Genomic DNA, 1,263 nt, shown 5'->3' on the forward strand with positions numbered 1-1,263 from the left:
CTATCGCATCGATCCCTTCACTATCCCGCTTGAGAAGAAAACCGATTTACTGCTGAATACGATGGAAACGCTCCATCGACAATCCGGTATCGCACGGAGCAGCGCAAGTCTGTGGGCGCGTCGAGACAGGAAGTTGTTCGTGTCGACGGAAGGGTCGCGTTTGGAATTCGATCTGTTGGCCGGGCAAGGCGAATGTACCGCAACGGCTCTCTACGAAGGTCGATTTGCTTCGCGCAGCCTCAACACGCCTCATCTCAGGAAGGGCTATGAACTGATCGAGGAAGCCGACCTGCTGCGCGAGGCCTCGCGTGTTGCCGCTCAAGCGATCGAAAAGGTCAAAGCCCCGGCGGTCGATGCAGGCCAGTACGATCTGGTGCTCGATCCGGAGCATCTCTCATTGACGATCCATGAATCCTGCGGCCATCCGAGCGAGCTGGACCGGGCGCTTGGGTACGAAGCCAATTATGCGGGGACCAGCTTCCTGACGCCCGAAAAACTGGGCACCTTTCGCTATGGCTCGCAGCATGTGAATTTGGTGGCCGATAACACTGAACCGGAAACTCTGGCCGCGACCGGTTACGATGACGACGGGGTTCAGTGTCAGCAATGGGACATCGTCCGGGACGGGCTGTTCGTCGGCTATTGCACGAACCGTGAAGTCGCACCGAAGATCGGTGAATCTCGTTCACGTGGTTCCAATCGGGCCGATGGGTGGAGCCACGTTCCGATGGTGCGTATCGCGAATATCGGACTTGAGCCGGGCTCAGCGACTGTCGATCAGCTGATTGCCGACGTGAAGCACGGTATCTACATCGAAGGCCATGGGTCCTATAGCATCGATCAGCGCCGCTACAATTTTCAGTTCGGCGGGGACTCGTTCTGGCTGATTGAAAACGGCAGAAGGACCCATATGTTGCGGGATGTGATCTACCACGGAATCACGCCGGAATTTTGGAACAGCTGCGATGGAGTGGCCGACCGAACTGCTCGTCGTCGATATGGCTTCATCACCTGTGGCAAGGGGCAGCCAGGCCAGTCCGGTTGGATGACGCATGCCGCTTCTCCTGCGAGGTTTCGCCAGATCCATGTGATCCGAGGAGAGGGAAGCGCATGACCGTACTGAGCGGCGCCTGGCCGAAGCTGACCAGCAGCGATGAGTTTCGCTTTCTGAGCGATCTAGTCCTGACCCGCTCATCCGCTGATCAGACGATCGTCCGTCTTCGCGATCATCACGCCGGCACAACGAGATTCGCCAACAATCAA

General features: G+C 57.6%; 2 protein-coding genes. Both read left to right on the forward strand.

Annotated features, from left to right (window positions below):
- On the forward strand, nt 1-1,114 hold a 1,114-nt coding region (locus tag HZB34_13100), incomplete at its 5' end, for a TldD/PmbA family protein (protein MBI5316897.1).
- Nucleotides 1,111-1,263, forward strand: a 153-nt coding sequence (locus tag HZB34_13105; protein MBI5316898.1) for a hypothetical protein, incomplete at its 3' end; no start/stop codon positions are given. The genes HZB34_13100 and HZB34_13105, both read left to right, overlap by 4 nt.

Source organism: Nitrospirota bacterium, from assembly GCA_016219645.1.
Taxonomy (GTDB): Bacteria; Nitrospirota; Nitrospiria; order Nitrospirales; family Nitrospiraceae; genus Palsa-1315.